General features: G+C 74.5%; 13 protein-coding genes and 1 pseudogene. 10 read left to right on the top strand and 4 right to left on the bottom strand.

Annotated elements, in window-relative coordinates; genetic code table 11:
- The first annotated feature begins 16 nt into the window (after nt 1-16).
- From IH50_RS0114665 to IH50_RS0114680, 4 genes are all read left to right on the top strand, one after another.
- Nucleotides 17-1,087 carry a LacI family DNA-binding transcriptional regulator gene (locus tag IH50_RS0114665; RefSeq protein ID WP_030861276.1) on the top strand — a complete coding sequence of 357 codons (1,071 nt, stop codon included), beginning with the start codon at nt 17-19 and terminating at the stop codon, nt 1,085-1,087.
- A 433-nt stretch (nt 1,088-1,520) separates the two neighbouring features.
- The gene (locus IH50_RS0114670) at nt 1,521-2,747 is read left to right on the top strand and encodes an MFS transporter (RefSeq protein WP_030861278.1); all 1,227 of its coding nucleotides are present in this window, start codon (nt 1,521-1,523) and stop codon (nt 2,745-2,747) included.
- Nucleotides 2,748-2,950: 203 nt separating this feature from the next.
- Nucleotides 2,951-3,688 (top strand): hypothetical protein, encoded by a 738-nt coding sequence (locus IH50_RS0114675; protein WP_030861281.1) that lies wholly within the window; start codon nt 2,951-2,953, stop codon nt 3,686-3,688.
- An 85-nt stretch (nt 3,689-3,773) separates the two neighbouring features.
- Complete coding sequence (locus IH50_RS0114680) at nt 3,774-4,607, top strand: transporter substrate-binding domain-containing protein (protein ID WP_051767307.1); 834 nt, start codon at nt 3,774-3,776, stop codon at nt 4,605-4,607.
- Here the strand turns inward: IH50_RS0114680 and IH50_RS0114685 are convergent, their stop codons facing one another.
- The gene (locus IH50_RS0114685) at nt 4,608-5,264 is read right to left on the bottom strand and encodes a ThuA domain-containing protein (RefSeq protein WP_030861285.1); all 657 of its coding nucleotides are present in this window, start codon (nt 5,262-5,264) and stop codon (nt 4,608-4,610) included.
- 72 nt (nt 5,265-5,336) lie between these two features.
- Here IH50_RS0114685 and IH50_RS0114690 point away from each other — a divergent pair, with 72 nt between their 5' ends.
- Together IH50_RS0114690 and IH50_RS39700 are read left to right on the top strand one after the other, a co-directional pair.
- Nucleotides 5,337-6,458, top strand: a complete 1,122-nt coding sequence (locus tag IH50_RS0114690) for an NADAR family protein (protein ID WP_030861288.1) — start codon at nt 5,337-5,339, stop codon at nt 6,456-6,458.
- Between the two features lie 66 nt (nt 6,459-6,524).
- Complete coding sequence (locus IH50_RS39700; RefSeq protein ID WP_078913972.1) at nt 6,525-6,929, top strand: VOC family protein; 405 nt, start codon at nt 6,525-6,527, stop codon at nt 6,927-6,929.
- Here the strand turns inward: IH50_RS39700 and IH50_RS0114695 are convergent.
- Nucleotides 6,912-7,598: pseudogene (locus tag IH50_RS0114695) on the bottom strand (helix-turn-helix domain-containing protein); the annotation flags it as partial. The gene IH50_RS39700 and the pseudogene IH50_RS0114695 sit on opposite strands and share 18 nt — an antisense overlap.
- A 9-nt stretch (nt 7,599-7,607) precedes the next feature.
- Nucleotides 7,608-8,543 (bottom strand): AraC family transcriptional regulator, encoded by a 936-nt coding sequence (locus IH50_RS0114700; protein WP_030861291.1) that lies wholly within the window; start codon nt 8,541-8,543, stop codon nt 7,608-7,610.
- An 81-nt stretch (nt 8,544-8,624) separates the two neighbouring features.
- Between IH50_RS0114700 and IH50_RS0114705 the strand changes: the two genes are divergently transcribed.
- A complete protein-coding gene (locus tag IH50_RS0114705; RefSeq protein ID WP_030861293.1) occupies nt 8,625-9,458 on the top strand; it encodes an NmrA family transcriptional regulator in 834 nt (277 codons plus the stop codon).
- Nucleotides 9,459-9,610: 152 nt separating this feature from the next.
- Here IH50_RS0114705 and IH50_RS0114710 read toward each other — a convergent pair whose 3' ends face one another.
- Complete coding sequence (locus tag IH50_RS0114710) at nt 9,611-10,750, bottom strand: YihY/virulence factor BrkB family protein (protein WP_030861295.1); 1,140 nt, start codon at nt 10,748-10,750, stop codon at nt 9,611-9,613.
- A gap of 90 nt (nt 10,751-10,840) precedes the next feature.
- Between IH50_RS0114710 and IH50_RS0114715 the strand changes: the two genes are divergently transcribed.
- The 3 genes from IH50_RS0114715 (at nt 10,841) to IH50_RS0114725 (ending at nt 15,718) form a co-directional block, all read left to right on the top strand.
- Nucleotides 10,841-12,475 carry an acyl-CoA dehydrogenase family protein gene (locus tag IH50_RS0114715; protein WP_030861297.1) on the top strand — a complete coding sequence of 545 codons (1,635 nt, stop codon included), beginning with the start codon at nt 10,841-10,843 and terminating at the stop codon, nt 12,473-12,475.
- 483 nt (nt 12,476-12,958) lie between these two features.
- Nucleotides 12,959-14,230 carry a helix-turn-helix domain-containing protein gene (locus IH50_RS0114720; RefSeq protein WP_078913974.1) on the top strand — a complete coding sequence of 424 codons (1,272 nt, stop codon included), beginning with the start codon at nt 12,959-12,961 and terminating at the stop codon, nt 14,228-14,230.
- Nucleotides 14,231-14,428: 198 nt separating this feature from the next.
- On the top strand, nt 14,429-15,718 hold the full coding sequence (locus IH50_RS0114725; RefSeq protein ID WP_030861300.1) for a hypothetical protein: 1,290 nt from the start codon (nt 14,429-14,431) through the stop codon (nt 15,716-15,718).
- Nucleotides 15,719-15,755 lie beyond the last annotated feature (37 nt).

Raw genomic sequence — 15,755 nt, forward strand, 5'->3', positions numbered from 1 at the left:
AAGAGGTGGGTGCTCGATGGTCCGTGCGGGGAGTGCCGGCGTGACGGCCGGGCCGACGCTGGCGGTGGTGGCCCGTGAGGCGGGGGTGTCCGTACCGACCGCGTCCAAGGTGGTCAACGGCCGCGAGGACGTGGCTCCCGAGACCCGCCGCCGCGTCACCGAGGCACTGGACCGGCTCGGGTACATCAGGAGACCCCGGTTCGACGGCGGGAGGGCGCCGCGTCTGGTGGACCTCGTGGTCCACTCGCTGGAGACCTCCGGGTCGGGCGCGGTGCTGCACGGCGCGGAGGAGGCGGCGGACGACGCGGGGCTCGAGCTCGTCGTCTCGGCGGCCCTGACGCGGAGCCGCGCGGAGCGGCCGGAACGTCCGGAGCGGGGCTGGCTGGACAAACTCGTCCTGCGGGGTTCGTCGGGGGTGCTGTTCCACCTGGCGGAGCTGAGCGACCCGCAGTACGCGTGGCTCAGGCAGCACCGCATCCCGTTCGTGATGATCGACCCGGTGCTCGAACCGCCATCGGATGCCGTCTCGGTCGGGGCGGCGGACTGGCGGGGCGGGGTGACGGCGACCGAGCACCTGCTGGCCCTGGGGCACGAGCGCATCGCGGTCGTGGCCGGTCACCGGCACACGCTGTGCGCCGACGCGCGGATCGCCGGTTACCGCTCGGCCCTCGCGGCGGCTGGCGTGCGGCACCGCCCCGAGTACGTCCGGCACGCCGATTCCGGTGAGGGCGCGGCCGGCCGCAGCGTGCGCGAACTCCTCGATCTGCCCGAGCCGCCCACGGCCGTCTTCGTCTGCGCGGACCGGATGGCGCTGGACGTCTACGAGGCCCTGGCCGAGCGGGGTCTGCGCGTACCGGACGACATGAGCGTGGTCGGCTACGACGACCTGCCCGAGGCCCGCTGGCTCACCCCGGCCCTGACCACGGTCCGCCGGCCGCTGTCCGAGATGGCGGCGACGGCCCTGCGGCTGCTGCTGCGCATGATGGACGGCCACCACCCGGAGAGCACCCGCACGGAGCTGTCGACCCGGCTGGTGGAACGCGCCAGCACGGCGCCGCCCGGACCCCGTCCGGACGGCCACGGCTGACGGACGGGACGCCACCGTCCCCGGCCCGGGCACGCCCCGGCGTCCGGGCCGACCCCCAGGAACCCGGCAGCCCCTCCGCCCCGGACACAGCCCGGCGCCCGGCCGACTCCTCGACCCCGCCTTCCTCCCCCGATCCGGGCACGCCCCGGCGTCCGGCTGCCTCCGGGACTCCGGAGCCCGCCTCCCGGAAGGCGGCCGGGCGGGACCGGGGAGCGGCGCTCCGCCCGGTACGGCGTGACGCAGTTCACGGCGGCATGCGGCCCGATCTTGGAATGCGCGGCTCGTCGTTCTTGCTCCCCTTCTTATGGGCTTCCCCTGTCCCGGGGTGCGCGGGGCAATGGCGCTCAGCGCGTCCGGCCACGAGAGCCGGGGCGACCTCGGTCCTTCCCCTCCCTCGATCCGGCCCGCTGTCTTCGAAAGGTTTCCCCGCACCATGCCACTGGCTCTGCTGGCCCTCGCCGTCGTCGCGTTCGGCCTCGGCACGACCGAGTTCGCCACGATGGGGCTGCTGCCCCAGATCGCCGACGGGGTCGGCGTCTCCGTACCGGACGCCGGCAATCTCGTCTCGGCCTACGCGCTCGGCGTCGTCGTCGGCGCCCCCGTGCTGACGGGCATCGGCGCGCGCGTCCCCCACAAGCGGCTGCTCCTGCTCCTGTCCGGGCTGTTCGTGATCGGCAACGTCGCGTCCGCGCTCGCCCCCACCTACGGCCTGCTCTTCGGCGCGCGCTTCCTGACGGGGCTGCCGCACGGGGCGCTGTTCGGCGTGGGCGCCGTCGTGGCCTCCCGGCTGGTCGCCCCCGAGCGGGCCGCGCGCGCCGTCTCGAAGATGTTCCTCGGACTCACCGTCGCGAACATCGTCGGCGTCCCGGCCGGTACGGCCCTGGGCCAGCACCTGGGCTGGCGGTCGGCCTTCCTCGCGATCGCCGTCATCGGCCTCGCCGCCCTCGCCGCGCTGGCCCTCTTCGTCCCCCACCAGCCCCGCGGCGGTCAGTCCGGCATCCGGCACGAGCTGCGGGCGATGGGCAACCGGCAGGTCGCGATCGGCCTGGCCGTCGCCGTGGTGGGATTCGGCGGCTTCTTCGCCGTCTACAGCTACCTGGTGCCCATCCTGACGAACGTGACGGGCATCTCCGAGTCCTCCACCACCCTGGTCCTCGCGCTCTACGGCGTCGGCATGACGCTCGGCACGCTGGTCGCGGGCCCGCTCACGGACCGCGCCCTGCGCCCGACGCTGTACGCGGGGCTCGCCCTGCTCGCCGCGTCGCTGGTGGTGTTCTCCTTCGCCGTCCACAGCACCTGGGCCGCCCTGGTGACGATCACCTTCATCGGCGCGCTGGGCTCCCTCATCACCACGCCCGTCCAGATGCTGCTCATGGCCAAGGCGAAGGACGCCCCGACGATGGCGGCGGCCTCCAACCACTCCGCCTTCAACCTGGCCAACGCGGGCGGCGCCTGGCTCGGCGGGCTGGCCCTCTCGGCGGGCTGGGGCTGGACCTCCCCCGCCCTGGTCGGCGCCGCCCTCGCCGTGGCCGGCCTCGGCCTCGCCCTCGCCGGCGGCCTCCTCAACCGGGACGGCGGCCGCTCCGAGGTGATCACCTCGTCCGGCGCCGGTGCCCCGGCGGAGGCCGGTCAGGTCACGGCGGCCCACCGCCCGCACTGACCCGCACGGGGGACGGCCGCCGCCCGGAGCCGTCCCCCGGCCGGTGGAACACGCCGGCACAGCGCGGTCCCGGAGCCTGTCCGACGGCTCCGGGACCGCGCTTTAGCAGACCGGAACACGCCCGTAGACCACTTTCCCCCGGAGTCAGCCGCCCGGGTGACTTCCTGCTCGGGGGCGCTCACGACCGCCTCTAGGCTGCGCGCGTGAGCAACGACGTGACGAGCGCGCCGGCGGGTACGGATCCCCCGGATGAGGACGGCGCCCCCTCCCTCCCGTGGCTCCGGCGTGCGGCACTGCGGGTCCGCGACGCCGCCGCGGGCTCGTGGGCGATCACCCTCCTGCTCCTGGCCGATCTCGTGACCGTTCTCGGGGCGGGCGCCGTCTGGCTGGCGCTCGGCGGGGACGCCGCGGTGGTCGGCGTGACCGCGGCGGCGCTGCTGGCGTTCGCCACCGCCATGCTGCCGCTGATCGCGCGCCGCGGCCCGGACGGGCAGCCCCCGTTGTGGCCGCCGTTCGTCCTGGTGGTGATCCCGCTGGCCGTACTGGCGGTAGGACTGCCGTCCTGGGGCATCTGGGCGGTCCTGGAGAGCCGCCCCGTGGACGTGACGAACCGCGTGAGGCTCGACGTCGCCCCTCCTCTGGTGAACGGCGACACCGTCCACGCCTCCCTGCACACCGACGACCCGAAACCGCGGCTCGCCCTCACCTTCGACGTCGCCCCGCACGACCCCGCCGCCCCGGTGTGCGTGCCCGGCACCGAGCTGACCGTGACCTCCACGGCGGGCGCCGGGAAGGAACAGGTGCGGACGGGCGTCCCCGGCACGGAGTTCACCTTCGCCCTGGGGCGAGGCATGACCGATGTCGAGCTGTCCGTCCTGATCGACGCCGAGCAGGGCTGCGAAGTGGACCTGTCCGTCGCCTCCGCGTACCTGGACGACTAGGAGAAGAAGGCCAGTGACAGCGAAAACGCATCCTCCGCGCCGCCCCCGCCCCCTCCGCTCCCGCGGTCGCCGGTGCGCGCGGGTCATGGCGGCCGCCGCCCTGCTGTTCACCGTCGCGGCCTGCGGGTGGACGGCGGACGGGGCGGACCAGGAGTCCTCCCTCACCGGCACCGTCTACATCGGCGGCAAGACCGACCAACCGGGGTTCAACCTCCACAGCGGGCACACCGACCGCGGCTTCGAGCCGGACCTGGCCGCCTACCTCGGCAAACGGATCGGCTTCACACCGAGGTGGCACGACGTGGTGTCCGCCAAACGGGAGCAGGAACTCGTCGACAAGTCGTCGGCGCTGGTCATCGGCACGTACTCGATCACCCCGCGGCGCGACGAGCAGGTCGACTTCGTGGGGCCCTACTTCGTCACCAAGCAGGCGTTCCTGGTCCGCGCGGACTACGACGGCATCAAGACGGAGAAGGACGTCGCGAACAAGGTGATCTGCACGGTCGAGGGCTCGACGTCGGCCCTCGCCGCGCTGCCCGGCGGCGCGACACCGCACACGGAGAGCGACTACTCGACGTGCGTGCGCAAGGTCCAGCAGGGCGATGTCGACGCCGTGTTCACCGACGAGGCGCTGCTCTACGGATACGTGGAGCAGCAGAAGAACAGCGCCACGCCCGTCAAGGTCGTGCCCGACGTCTCGTTCGGCAACATCAACAGGTACGGCATCGCGCTGCCGGAGGGCCGCCGGGGCGACTGCGACAAGCTGCGGGACGCCCTGCGCCGCTACATCACCGACGAGTGGGCCAGCGATGTGAAGGCCCAACTGCCCGCGCTGGTCGCCGCCTATCCGGGTGACTGGGAGAACCGCTTCCGTCCCGAGCCGCAGGACGTGAACACGTACTCCTCCTGCAAGGAGTGATCAACGGGCGGTGGCCCAGGTGATCCCGCCGCGCAGATGGGCGCGGAAGGCGGGGTCGTCGTAGGCCTCGGCGGCGTGGCCAAGGGCGGTGTAGAAGACGCGGCCGGCGCCCTGCTCGCGGCACCAGGCCAGCGGGTGGTCCTCGCCCATGCCGCCGCCGTCGTACGACGACTCGTCGGCGCGGAGCAGGACCCGGACCGCTCCGCGGGGGTTGGTGCGGAAGTCGTACCACTCGTCGGTGAACTCCCAGACGGCGGGCAAATGCCGGGTCGCCGGGTGGTCGTGGTCCTCGGTCAGGGCGCGGCCCGGCTGGAAGGCGGGGTGCCGGTCGAAGCGGGCGCCGAGGAGTTCGCCGTAGTACGGCCAGTCGTACTCCGTGCAGGCGGCGGCGTGCACGCCCACGAACCCGCCGCCCGCCTCGACGTACGCCGCGAGCCGCCGCCGCCCGGCCGGGGTGAGCACCTCGCCGCTGGTGGAGAGGAAGACGACGGCGGCGTAGCGGTCGAGCGGTTCCTCGAAGGCGGCCGGGTCCTCGGTGGCGTCGACGGTGAAGCCGCCGAGGGCGCGCAGGGCGGCGACGCCGGCGGGGATGGAGTCGTGCCGGTAGTCGGTGGTGCGGGTGTACACGAGGAGCGCGGGGCGTGCGGGAGCGGCCATGGGCGGGAGCCTATGCGGCGGGCGCCGGCACCTCGGTACCGGGAGGGGGTCGCGGTCCTCCAGAATGTGCGGATGATCGGCAACCGGGTCACCTACCGCATGGCGGACGGCGTACGCGTCCCCGGGACGTGGCGGCACGTCTTCATCCGCAACAGGGGCTACCACCTGACCGACCTGTTCGTCTACGCGGACGGGCTCGTCGACTGCTGGGGGCTGGTCACCCTGGAGGAGTTCGAGGAGGAGCTGCGCGGCGGACGGGTGGCGACCGCACTGCCCGAGGGCGGCCGGGCGTTCGCCCACGAGCTGGCCGAGTGGGAGTTCGGCGAGCCGCGCACATGGCTCACCCCCGAAGCGCTGATGGGCGAGGTACGCGACACCGTCGACCGGCTCAACGGGCGCCCGGACTCGACGGACCGCTGCCTGGCCGCCGTCGACGCGTTCCTGGCCGACCGGACCGAGGAAAAACGGGCCGCCGCCCGTGCCGCCTACTTCGCGATTCCCGGGACACGGCGCCCCTACGCGCTGGGCGACATGCACGAGAAGGACCGGCCGTTGTGGATCCTGGTGCACGGGCCCGACGGGTCCGGCGGCCATCGGCCGGACGAGGGGATCACGCGGGAGGAGTACGAGGAGGCGCTCGCCTACTTCGAGGAAGAGGCGCGGGAGAGGGCCGGACGGCGCGCGTCCGGCCCGGCCGACGGGCCGGTGACCGCCGTCGCCCCTGCGGTCCACCTCCACCAGACTCACACGCCCGAGCCGCTGGACGACCCCGGCACGAGGGCCCTGCGCAACGACTACCCGGCCCCCGTCACCGTCGACGGGACCACCTTCCCCACGGTCGCCCACGCCTACTGGGCCCTGTCCGCAGCCGACCCCGCCGTCCGGGAAGCGGTCGCCGGGGCGGGGAACGCCTTCGCCGCACGCGGCCTGGCGGCCGCCGCCGGCCCGCGCGAGGGCTGGGAGCAGGCCCGTACGGCCGTGATGACCCGCCTGCTGCGGGCCAAGTACGCCCAGCATCCGGACCTGGCCGGCATCCTCCTGTCCACGGGTGACGCGACGCTCGTCTACGACGACATCGAGTCGGGCTTCTGGGGTGACAACGGCGGGCGCGGCCGGAACTGGACGGGCCGCCTGCTGGAGCTGGTCCGCTCCGAACTGCACGCCGGACGGGCGGGCTGCCTGCCCGGGGCGTGAGCGTCGCCCGGCGGATGTCCGTTTCCTTCAAGACCGGGCCGGCGGGGCGGCCCTACGGTGGGCCGCATGAGTGCACGATTCGATGCCATCGGGATGGTCGTCTCCGACATGGCCGCCTCCGTCGCCTTCTACCGGCGTCTCGGGTTCGCCTTTCCGGAGGGGGCCGAGGAGCAGGGACACGTGGAGGCCGCACTGCCGGGCGGGCTGCGGCTGCTGCTGGACACGGAGGAGGTGGTCCGGTCCTTCCACACGGGATGGGAGCCTCCGCCGGGCGGGGGCAGGACCTCACTGGCGCTGCGGTGCGACAGCCCCGCGGAGGTCGACGCGCTCTTCGCGGAGACGGTCGGCGCCGGGAGCGGTTTCGAGCTCGAGCCGTGGGACGCGGTGTGGGGGCAGCGGTACGCCGTCCTCCTCGACCCGGACGGGAACGGGGTGGACCTGTTCGCGCCGCTGGCCCCGAGCGGTCAGTAGCCCGCGCGGCGGCAGGCCCGTCAGCTCCCGTACCTCACGGGAGAGGTGAGCCTGGTCCGCGTAGCCGGTCCGGGCGGCCGTCTCCGCGAGGGGGACGCCCGTCCGGGCCAGGGCGAGGGCACGGCGCATCCGGAGGATGCGGGCCAGGGTCTTCGGGCCGTAACCGAACGCGGCCAGCGAACGGCGGTGCAGCCGGCGGGCGCCCACACCCAGTTCGTCGGCGGTGGCGGCGACCGGGCGGCCCGCGTCGAGGGCGGTGACCAGGCGGCCGAGCAGGGGGTCGGGCGGGGGTGTCTCCGCCGCCCGGCGCAGGGCCAGGTCCTCCAGGGCGTGCGCCGGATCGTCCGCCGCGTTCACGCGGGCGGTCATGCGGCGCACGTCGGCCGCCGGCCACAGGTCGGACAGGTCGACGCGGAGGTTGCGCAGCTCGTGGGCGGGCACCCCGAGCAGGGCGGGCGCGGTGCCGGGAGGGAAGCGGACGCCCGCCCAGGCGCTCGGCCGGCCTTCGGTGAGGTGGGCACGGGTGTCGGGGCCGGCGACCAGCAGGCGGCCCTCGTTCCAGAGCAGGTCCATGCAGCCGTCGGGGAGCACCCGGCCGTCCTCGCCCCCGGAGGGGGTGTGCGTCCACACGACCGCGCCCGTCAGCCGCGACGCCCGCTCCCCGTACACGCCCCCAGGCTACGCCGCCCGGTTCCGCCACTCCTGCGGGCTGACCCCGTAGGCCCGTTTGAAGGCCGTGGACAGGGCGAACGCGCTGCCGTAGCCGACCTGGCGGGCGATCGCGCCGAGGGTGTCGTCGGTGTCGCGGAGGCGGTCCGCGGCGAGGGCGAGGCGCCAGCCGGTGAGGTACGTCATCGGGGGTTCGCCGACGAGTCCGGTGAAGCGGCGGGCGAGGGCGGCGCGGGAGACCCCGGCCTTCGCGGCGAGCGCGGCGACCGTCCACGGGTGGGCGGGGTCGTTCTGGAGCAGGCGGACGACCGGACCCACCACCGGGTCGCCCTGGGCGCGGTACCAGGCGGGCGGCTCCGCCTCCGGGCGGGCGAACCAGGCGCGCAACGCGGCGATGACCAGCAGGTCGAGCAGCCGGTCCAGGACGATCTCCTGGCCGGGGGCGTCGCGCACGATCTCCTCGCCGAGGAACGGCGTGAGCGGGCAGTCCCACACGTCGGTGGTGAGGGAGAGCAGCGGCGGCAGCGCGTCCAGGAGCCGGCCGCCGATCTCGCCCCGCATCTGATAGGTGCCGATCAGCATCACCGTCCCGCCGTCCGGCCGGTGGCCCCAGGTGCGGACGCCCAGGTCCATGACGCCGTTCAGGGGGCGTCCGTCGGGGTGGTGGCACGCGCCGCCGGGCAGGATCAGCGCCTGCGGGGGCGTGGCCGGGTCGTCGGCGCAGGTGTACGGGTCGGGGCCGCGCGCGATGGCGAGGTCGCCGGGGCGCAGCCGGAGGCGCTCTCCCCCGTCCGGGACGACCCACGCCTCGCCGCGGACCGGCAGCATCAGTGTCAGGGGGGCGCGGTCCTCCACGCGGATCGCCCACGGCGGGTCGAGACAGGCCCTGATCATGAACGCGCCCCGGGCGCGCGGACCCTCGAGCAGGCCGGTGAGAGCGTCCATGGGGTCAGCGTAGACGCGGGCTCATGGGAACGAGCCGTTCGGCGATGGTTCCGTGCGGTGTGCGGGAGTTGACTCGTCGGTATGACACAGGACACCGGGAACACGACGCTCGTGGTGACGGGCGCGACGGGGCGTACGGGAAGCCGGGTGGCGCGGGCCGCCGGGGCGGCGGGGCTGACGGTGCGGGCGGCGTCGCGGGCGACCGGGTTCGACTGGGCGGACCGGTCGACGTGGGCGGACGCCCTGCGGGGTGCGGACGCGGCCTCTCTCGTCCACCTCGCCGATGTCGGCGCGCCCGGTACCGCCGAGGCGGTCGGCGAGCTGGCCGGCACGGCGGTCGGGCTGGGCGTACGGCGGCTGGTGCTGCTGTCGGCGCGGGGCGAGGACCAGGCGCTGCCCACCGAGGAGGCGCTGCGTGCCTCGGGCGCGGACTGGACGGTCGTACGGGCCGCGTGGTTCGCGCAGAACTTCAGCGAGGGGCCGCTGGCGGCGGAGGTGCGGGGCGGGGAGCTGGTGTTCCCGGCGGGTGAGGTGGCCGAGCCGTTCGTGGACGTGCGGGACGTCGCGGAGGTGGTGGTGGGCGCGGTGACGGGCGGGGAGCGGTATGCCGGGCGGACGCTTTCCGTGACCGGGCCCCGGCTGCTGACCTGGGGGGAGGCGGTGGCGGAGATCGCGGCGGCGACGGGGCGTCCGCTGGCGTACCGGGCGGTGCCGGCGCGGGACTACGGCGAGGCGCTGGCCGGCCTCGGGGTGCCGCCCAAGGAGGCGGGTTTCCTCACCGAGCTGTTCGGGACGCTGCTGGACGGCCGGAACGCGCGGGTGGAGGACGGGGTGCGGCGGGTGCTGCGGCGGGAGCCGCGGGACTTCGCCGAGTTCGTGGCGGAGGGGGCGGGGGCCGGCGTCTGGAAGGTGTGAGCCGAGGGGTTTTCGCCCCCGCCGCCCCTTCCCGTCCCGAAACCGGGGCTCCGCCCCGGACCCCGCTCCTCGAACTCCCCCAAAGGGGGCACCCCCGGAGGGGCTGAAAATCAGCCCCTCCGGGGAGTTCGAGGAGCGGGGCGGGAAACGGCTCACTTCTCCTCGTGCCCCGGTCTCTCCCCGTTCCTCGGGTGGGTGGACTTCACGTGGGTGCGCAGGCGCGCCGTGACGTCCTCCGGGGGCAGGAAGCGGGACCAGCGTTCGGGGAACTCGGAGGGCATGTCGGGGTCCGCCTCGCCGGCCGCGGCGGTGCGGGCGACGTACTCGGCGACCTGCGCCTGCCGCAGCCGCTCGTTGGCCTCGCGGGCCGCGGCCGTCGCGGCGGCCGGCCAGACCCGGTCGATGGCCGCGTTGACCGCGGCGCCGACGAGCACGGCGAACGCGGACACACCGATCCACAGCAGCACGGCCACGGGGGCCGCGAGGGAGCCGTAGATGGTGGGGCCCTCGACGGTGTTCGTCAGGTAGAGCCGCAGCAGGAAGCTGCCGAGGACCCACATCGCGAGGGCGACCAGCGCGCCGGGCACGTCCTCGATCCACGGGGAGCGCACAGGCACGGAGACGTGGTACAGCGTGGTCAGGAAGGCGACGGAGAGCAGGATGACGACCGGCCAGTAGAGGATCTGGACGAGCGTCGTCGACCAGGGCACCACCCGGACGACCGCGTCCGGTCCCGCCACCATCAGCGGCAGCGCGATCGAGCCGATCAGCAGGGCCACGATGAACAGCAGGAAGGCCAGCAGCCGGGTCTTGACGATGCCCCGGACGCCGTCGAGGCCGTACATGACGGTGATGGTCTCGATGAAGACGTTCACCGCGCGGGAGCCCGACCACACGGCGATCAGGAAGCCGAGGGAGATCACGTCGGGCCGGCCGCCCTTGGTGACGTCCCGCAGGATCGGCTCGGCGACCTCCGTCACCCCCCGGTCGGACAGCACCGTCCGGGAGGCGTCCAGGAGGTTGCGCTGCACGCTCTGGATGGTGTCGGCACCGGTCCAGGCGTCGACGTAGCCGAGCAGACCGATCAGGCTGAGCAGCAGCGGGGGCACCGACAGCAGCGTGAAGAACGCCGCCTCGGCCGCCAGGCCCAGGATGCGGTACTCCATGCACGAGTTGACGGTGTCCTTCAGCAGCAGCCAGGCGGTCCTGCGTTTGGAGACGTTCCGGTAGAGGGCCCGGGCCCGGTGGAGGCGGCCGGAGGGCGCGTCGGGGGATTCACTTGCTGGCTGCACGACCTAAAGGTATCCGTCGTGCCAGGTCGCACTCACCATCAGGCCGGATCGGCGGGTGAGGCCGGCGTACCGCGGGGTAGGTTCGTGGGCATGGCAGGCACCACGCACACCGTGACCAATCAGGCTCCCCCGCTGGCGCAGTACGACGTGTTCGGCGCCGACCGGGCGCTGGTGGAGGCGGTCGAGCGGCATCTGGCGCCGGACGTGCTGGACGAGGGCCGCTCCGAGCTGTCGGGGCTGGGACGGACCGCCGGGTCCGCGCAGGTGCAGGAGTGGGGGGTGCTGGCGAACGAGAACCCGCCGCGGCTGCGCACCCACGACCGCTACGGTCACCGGATCGACGAGGTCGACTTCCATCCGTCCTGGCACCGGCTGCTCGGCAAGGGCGTCTCGGCGGGGCTGACGGCGGCGTGGGGGCGGCCGGGCGGGCATGTGCGGCGGGCGGCGGCGTTCGTGGTGTGGACGCAGGTCGAGGCCGGCAACGGCTGCCCGCTGTCGATGACCCACGCGGCGGTTCCCGCGCTGCGCGCCGATCCGGCGCTGGCGGCGGAGTGGGAGCCCCGGCTGACGTCGACGATCTACGACCGTGCCCTGCGGCCGCCGGGGCAGAAGCCCGGTGCCCTGTTCGGGATGGGCATGACGGAGAAGCAGGGCGGCAGCGACGTACGGGCGAACACGACGGCGGCGCGCCCGCTGGCCGAGGACGGCGCGTACGAGCTGACCGGGCACAAGTGGTTCTGCTCGGCGCCGATGTCGGACGCCTTCCTGGTGCTGGCGCAGGCGCCCGGCGGGCTCACGTGTTTCCTGGTGCCGCGGGTGCTGGAGGACGGCACGCGCAACGTGTTCCTGATCCAGCGTCTGAAGGACAAGCTGGGCAACCGGTCCAACGCGTCGGCCGAGGTCGAGTTCGCCGGGACGTGGGCGCGCCGGGTCGGCGAGGAGGGGCGGGGGGTGCGCACCATCATCGGGATGGTGGCGGCGACCCGGCTGGACTGCGTGCTGGGCTCGGCGGGGCTGATGCGGCAGGCCGTGGCGCAGGCGGTGCACCACTGCGCGTACCGGGAGGCGTTCGGCGGGAAGCTCGTCGACAAGCCGCTGATGCGCAATGTGCTGGCCGATCTGGCACTGGAGTCGGAGGCGGCCACCACGCTGGCGCTGCGTCTCGCGGCGGCGTACGACGACGGCGGCGAGCAGGAGCGGGCGCTGCTGCGGATCGCGGTGCCGGCGGCGAAGTACTGGGTGACCAAGCGGTGCGCGCCACTCGCGGTGGAGGCGTCGGAGTGCCTGGGCGGCAACGGGTACGTCGAGGAGTCGGGGATGCCCCGGCTGGTGCGGGAGTCGCCGCTGAACTCCGTCTGGGAGGGCGCGGGGAACGTCCAGGCGCTGGACGTGCTGCGGGCGCTGCGCCGGGAGCCGGCCGCGCTGGACGCGTATCTGCGGGAGGTGGGCCGGGCGCGCGGGGCTGATCACCGGCTGGACGCCGCGATCAAGGACCTGCTGACCGAACTGGCGGACCTGGAGGGCGTCGAGGGGCGGGCGCGACGGCTGACGGAGCGCCTCGCGCTGGTGCTCCAGGGATCCCTGCTGGTGCGGTACGCGCCGCCGGAGGTGGCGGACGCGTTCTGCGCGGCACGGCTGGGCGGGGACGGGGGCGCGGCGTTCGGGACACTCCCGCACACACTGGACCTGGCATCGGTGGTGGAACGGGCCCGGCCGGTGTCCTGAGGGGCCCGCCCCAAGGGGCGCGGGGAACTGCGCGACCGGCCACCCACAACCCGGCAGCCGCCGACGCACACCGGGCCACACCCGGTGCCTCACACACCGGCCCCACAAAACCCCGGCCAGGAACACCGCCCCAAAGGGGCGCGGGGAACTGCGCGACCGGCCACCCACGACCCGGCAGCCGCCGACGCACATCAAGCCGCACCCCGTGCCGCGCACACCGTCGAGCTGCCGCAGGCATGACGCGGGGGTGGTGCTGCGCCGACACGGCACCACCCCCGCCGCACAGGCCCCTTACGAGCCGTGGACGCCGCTCGGGACGGCGTCGCTCAAGCTTCAAACAGTCGGGGGCGCTCCACCAGGGTTGCAAGGGGTTGCAACTTGTTGCTGCCGTGACCGTACCGATATCGGGTGTTCGCGCCGGGGCAGACGGCAGTATGAGTCCCGACAGCCTTATCTCCGGGAGGACCGGTGGCACTCTCGCCGATGGACATGACGCGACTGGCCGCCGTCGACACGGCGCGTGCGGCGCGGGTGCTCGACGAGGTCCGCTCCGCCGCGCTCTCCGGGCAGCGTACGCCCGTGGCTCCCCGCCCGGTGATCGGGCAGTCCTGGGAGCGGGTGCTGCGCAGCGGTGTGGACCCGGACCACGGCTTGCACAGCGGTCTGCTGTCCTGGGAGGAGGTGCAGCGGCGGCGGGAGGCGTCACCGCTGCGGCAGGTGCTGCCGGTGCTGCGGGAGGGGCTGCTGTCGGTCGCGGACGTCGCCCGTCACATCATGGTGGTGGCCGACGGGGAGGGCCGGGTGCTGTGGCGGGAGGGCAGCACGCCGGTGCTGCGCATGGCCGACGGGCTGGGTTTCGAGGTCGGCGCGGACTGGCGCGAGGAGGTCGTCGGCACCAACGGGGTGGGGACGCCGGCGGTGACGCGCCGTCCCGTGCAGGTGTTCGCCGCCGAGCACTTCGTACGGTCGCACGCCGCCTGGACGTGTGCCGGGGCGCCGATCACCGACCCCCGTGACGGGCGGCTGATCGGCGTGGTGGATGTGAGCGGGCCGCTGGAGACGATGCATCCGGCCACGCTGGCGTGGGTCGACTCGGTGGCCAAGCTCGCCGAGGCGCGGCTGCGGGAGACGCACCTGCGGTCGCTGGAGCGGCTGCGCGCGGTGGCGGCGCCGGTGCTGGCCCGGATCGACGGGCGGGCGCTGGTGGTCGACCGGCAGGGGTGGACGGCGGCGGTGACGGGGATGCCGTACACGGAGCGGCTGACGCTGCCCCCGTCGGTGTCGGCGGGCATGCGGTGGCTGCCGGCGCTGGGCCGCTGCTCGCTGGAGCCGCTGGCCGGGGGCTGGCTGGTGCGGGCGGCGGACGAACCGGTGGCGCGTTCCTCGTCCCGGATCGTGCTGGACCTGAGGGGGCCGCGCCGCTGGTCGGTGGAGGTGTCCGGCGGGGCGGGTTCCTGGACCCGGGAACTGAGCCCCCGGCACGCCGAGTTGCTGTACCTGCTGGCCGTGCACCGCGCGGGGCGCAGCGCCGCGGACCTCGCCCGGGACGTCTTCGGCGACCCGGACCGTACGGTGACGGTCCGCGCGGAGATGTCCCGCGTGCGCCGCTATCTGGGCCCTCTCCTGGACCACCGCCCCTACCGGTTCGCGGAGAGCGCCGAGGTGAGGGCCGTCCTCCCGGACGACCCCCGCGACCTGTTCCCCCACTCGACGGCCCCGGCGCTGGGCCGCCGGCGGCCGGGGCGGGGAGCCTGACTCCCGCCCGTCAAGACCGCGCGGGTCCGTACGGGTGTGCCCGGGGGCACGCTGGGAAGGTCGCCGTTTCGCATATTTGCGGGGTCTTCGGCTCCCGGGCCGTTCGGCTGCCGTAGCATCCGGGTACGGGCCACCCCAACTGCTCCACGGTCAACCCTCGGCTCACCGGACGCAGTTGGCTCGTCTCGGGAGGACGTCATGAAGCATCGCGGCAGACACCGCCGGCGCAGGCAGGGCAGAGCGCTGCGGGCGGCGCTGGCCGGGACCGCCCTCGCGCTGACCGCGGCCGCCACCATGATCAGCGCCTCCCAGGCCACCGACGCCGACGACCCCGGGGCGCTGAAGCCGCTCACCGCGTCCGCCGAGACCGCGCCGCTGCGGCTGACCGAGCACCCTGTGCCGCGCGAGACGCTGGACCGGCTCTCCGACGGGATGGGCCGGCCGGTCGGTGTCGGTTCCGTGCTCGCCGACCCCGACGGCTCCCTGGGCGACGCGGAGGACTGTACGGACGACGACCGGCGGGCCCTGCCGGCCGAACCCGCCGCGACCCGCGCGTACTGCTGGCCGGGCGCCGACACCGACGGCTGGCGGTCCGGCGCGGTCACCACCTCCGGGGACGCGGACGACGACGGCCGCTGGGGCGAGCACCGGGTGATCCTCTCCGGGTGGAGCCGCGGCACCGGCACGCCGGCCGGGGACGGTCTCGCCCGGGTCGCCTTCGTGGACGCCGGCGACCCGGACGACCTCCGTTACACCTGGGCCCTGCTGACCGTCCCCGTGAACGGCGGCCGGGACTACCGAGGGCTGGGCTCCGCCGTGTCCGGCATGGTCTGGTACCAGGACAAACTGCTGGTGACCGCGGGTCCGGCGGACGACAGCGCGCTGTACGTGTACGACCTGGGCCGGGTCCAGCGGGCCACCGTGGACGGCCCGTCGGTCGGGCGGGTGCCCGGCGGCTGGTCGGCGGCGGGAGCGCGGTACGTGCTGCCAGCCGTCGCCTCCTACCGGACGGGCGCGACCGGCGCGCCCCGGCCGGACGGCATCTCCCTGGACCGCAGCACCGCGCCCGACAGCCTGGTCACCCGCGAGGCGGTGCCCGCGGACGAGGACGGGCCGACCCGGCTGTGGCGGTACGCCTTCAGCACCGGGCCGGAGCGTGCGGGACTGCTCGACCCGGACCCGGTCGAGGTGCACGAGACGGAACTGACCGGTGTGCGCGGTGTGCTGTCGTACCGGTCGGGCTGGTACCTGGGCCGGACGACCGGGGCACCGGACGAGCGCGGCACGCTGTGGCGGCAGGACACGGAGGGGGCCCGCCCCACCCGCTGCGGCGCGGACGGGACCCACCGCTGCTGGAGCGGCCCGGCGGCGTCCCTGTCCTACTGGGAGGAGACCGGCGACGTGTGGTCCCAGTCCGGCCGGATGCTGTTCGCGCTGCCGCTGGCCTCCATGGACCGGTCCCTGGGCCAGGACCTGTCCGCACCCTGATCAGGCGTTCGACAGAAGCTCGTGCCGGATGGTTCCC

It is taken from the genome of Streptomyces sp. NRRL S-37, assembly GCF_000721605.1.
Lineage (GTDB): Bacteria > Actinomycetota > Actinomycetes > Streptomycetales > Streptomycetaceae > Streptomyces.